This window comes from Brachyspira catarrhinii (assembly GCF_005518285.1).
Classification (GTDB): Bacteria; Spirochaetota; Brachyspiria; order Brachyspirales; family Brachyspiraceae; genus Brachyspira; species Brachyspira catarrhinii.
Window position 1 is genome coordinate 1 of record NZ_SJDU01000298.1, and the last position, 2,944, is coordinate 2,944.

Sequence of the window (2,944 nt, forward strand, 5' to 3'; positions counted from 1 at the left end):
ATATAAAAAGCGCTACTTATTCTAACGGGCAAATCTTTTGAAACGGAATCTAGCAAAGATTGAAAGCATACGAAAAATATAGTCGTGCTTACTCCGTATAAAAACGAATAGAATAATGCAATCTGTCTATTCATTAATAATATGCATAAAAAACTTATTATAGCCTGCATACATGATTCTATATATAATAATTTAGGATAAAATTTTTTGGATATTTTTAATCTTGAAAAAGTTCCCGCGCAAACCATCATTCCCATGCCGTAAAATACCGCTAAAAGCGAGATAAAAAACGCGTTTGCTCCTATCTCGGATAAATTAATAACTAAAACGGTGCTGAATATTCCCGAACACAAGTAAAGAAGAAAAGGCATAGAGTAAACTAAAACTGTCATTATTTAAAACCTCTTTAATATGCGCTATTAAAATTATTAAAATATATTATATTATTATATAAAAAATGATACTGTCAATAAAAAAATTTTAATAAAAAAATTGATAAAAATTCAACAAAATCTAAAAAAACAAAGTCGCTTCAAAACCCAATTTGCTTTCCATCTTTTTGTAAGCGTATAAATGTCTCGAGCGATTGAATTCGTATTTCATTCCTACGGTAAATCTGTAAATTTCAAATCCTATTCCAACAGACACATAAGGATAAAATTTATCGTAAGTGTCTAATATTTTATATTGTTTGAAATTTTCTTTTCTGTAAATTGTGTTTATTCTGTCGTAATCGGCGGCTACATAAAACCCAGCTATCAAACTTATCTCGCCCCAAATAGGAAATCTAAAATCCGTTCCGTAAAACATTTTAAATAGATTGACAAAATTCGATTCTTTAAATCCCGTCATTGCAAAAGAAAATCCGCCGTAAAAAGTAAAATAACCGTAATTGTAATGAAGAGAAAAATGCATTTGCTCCATAGCCGAATCTCTAAATTCTTCCGTATTTCTATCGTATAATTCCGAATCTCCCAATATATCGCCTCCTATATGCGAGCAGATATGACGAACGGGAGAAAATCTGAATCTCAAAGAGTCGTTATAAATATAATCGAAATACAATTCCGTTTGCATATAAGTTCCAAAAAATAAACTTTCTCCGTAATATATTTCAAAATTCGGTTTATAAATCGATAAAAAGAAATGCGTTAAAAATCCGACTCCGATTCTAAATCTATGAATGTCTTTATATAAAAAATCTATAGGATTAATCTCCGTTGCCAAAGTCGGCTGATGATAAAATTGCATTTTATCGAAACGATATTCATATTTCGGATACATTTCTTCTATATTAAAAATGTCGCCAATCCAATATCTTGTAATATAAGCGTCTGGGTCGAGCCAGCCGTAAATTCTTTTATAAGTTTCGTATCTGAAAGGATTATATCTCCATTTCAATTTTGTCTCTTCAATATGAGAATCCATTTTATCTTTTAAGGTTTCTTCGGAAAATAAAAAATTGAAAAATACAAAGAATATGAAAATATTTATAAATAATATATTTTTAAAATTTTTGTTCATAAAAGACAATCTCTAAAAAGTTATGGAGCTTAACGAATTAGCTATTCTATCGACCGAATCCGCCAAATAGGAAATCGGAAAAGTATAATTCAAAATCAAATAATATCCGTTATTTGCCTCGAATATGACATAAAACCAATACGATGCGTTATTTATATTTATTCTAAATTGAATATTTTTCTTGCCTTTTAAAGTATAATATTCTTCCGTTAAATCCTTAATATTATTGTCGTTTTTCATGTTTCTTAAAGAAATTATAAAGGCGTCCAATTTTTCCGCTTCTCTTTCCATATATCCTACTAAACAAGTAGCCATTATTCTTTCGTCCACAAATAAACTTTCCGTATAAAAATAATCTTTGAAATATCCCGTTCGTTCTATTACGAGATTTTTTTCTTCTTCCGACAATTTGACGGAATTAATCGGAGGCGAAAAAGTGGCTTCGACATTCGTTATATAATATTTATTGTTGTTGGTAGAATTATTATTTTCCAAATCCAATCTTTTAAATGTAATTTCTTTATTTGAGAAAAAATCTTTATAATCTTCAATATTTTCCATATTGTCGATAATTTCTTCTTTTTCATTTTCATTATTGTCGTTATTTTTATTACAAGCGAATATAAATAAAATCGCAAATATAATCGTTATACAATATTTCATTAATTATCCTTTTCAAAAAATTAAATAAAGGGTTATTATATAAAATAATAACCCTTCGACATTTCGGATTACTTGATAACGCTTACCGTTCTGGTTTGAATTGTAGTCCATCCCAAGAAGAAATTGATAAGCCAGTCAATTCCGTTAACTCTTGTGTAGATTTCGTAGTCGGTTTTATCGCCCGCCAATTTTAGCGTGTCGACACTACCGATACGAACCAATCCCCACAAGGCATACCACTGTCTAGAACTTTGAGTTACTCCAGATTGAGGTCCCTTCCCTATCGTATGTCTATGCACAGCGCATGAGCTTGCAAACATAGCGATAACCAACAACAAAACAAGCACTTTCTTCATCTTGCTTCTCCTTTTAAAAAATTTTGAATTTATTAAATAACAACCGCATACGAATATACGATTTGCTATTTTGCGAATTTTGATTAAAGGATAAATTAGAATATCCAAATAATTTGCCAACTTTAAAAAAGTATAATTTTTGAAAAAGTTTAGAATTCTTCCATGTTGACTGTTGACTGTTGACTGTTGACTGTTGACTGTTGACTGTTGGAATCAACTAAATTATTATTTACTAGTATTAACATATTAAAATTTTAACATAAAATAAAAAAATGTCAAGCCCTTTTTAAATAAAAATGCGAAAAAAATTTAATTAAATTTGGCATTATTTATTATCGTTTTTTCCCGTTTGGACGCAGTTTGCGAATTTCTTCTATACTTAATCCCGTATATTTTGAGAT

3 protein-coding genes and 1 pseudogene are annotated in these 2,944 nt (G+C 29.2%); all 4 read right to left on the reverse strand.

The window, feature by feature from the left end:
• Positions 1–392 (reverse strand): annotated as a pseudogene (locus EZH24_RS09645) (MFS transporter); the annotation flags it as partial.
• Between the two features lie 121 nt (positions 393–513).
• Positions 514–1,494: a hypothetical protein gene (locus EZH24_RS09650; RefSeq protein ID WP_137998944.1), complete on the reverse strand. Its 981-nt coding sequence runs from the start codon at positions 1,492–1,494 to the stop codon at positions 514–516.
• A 42-nt stretch (positions 1,495–1,536) separates the two neighbouring features.
• A complete protein-coding gene (locus tag EZH24_RS09655) occupies positions 1,537–2,187 on the reverse strand; it encodes a hypothetical protein (RefSeq protein ID WP_137998943.1) in 651 nt (216 codons plus the stop codon).
• A 68-nt stretch (positions 2,188–2,255) separates the two neighbouring features.
• On the reverse strand, positions 2,256–2,651 hold the full coding sequence (locus tag EZH24_RS09660; RefSeq protein ID WP_236847153.1) for a hypothetical protein: 396 nt from the start codon (positions 2,649–2,651) through the stop codon (positions 2,256–2,258).
• Positions 2,652–2,944 lie beyond the last annotated feature (293 nt).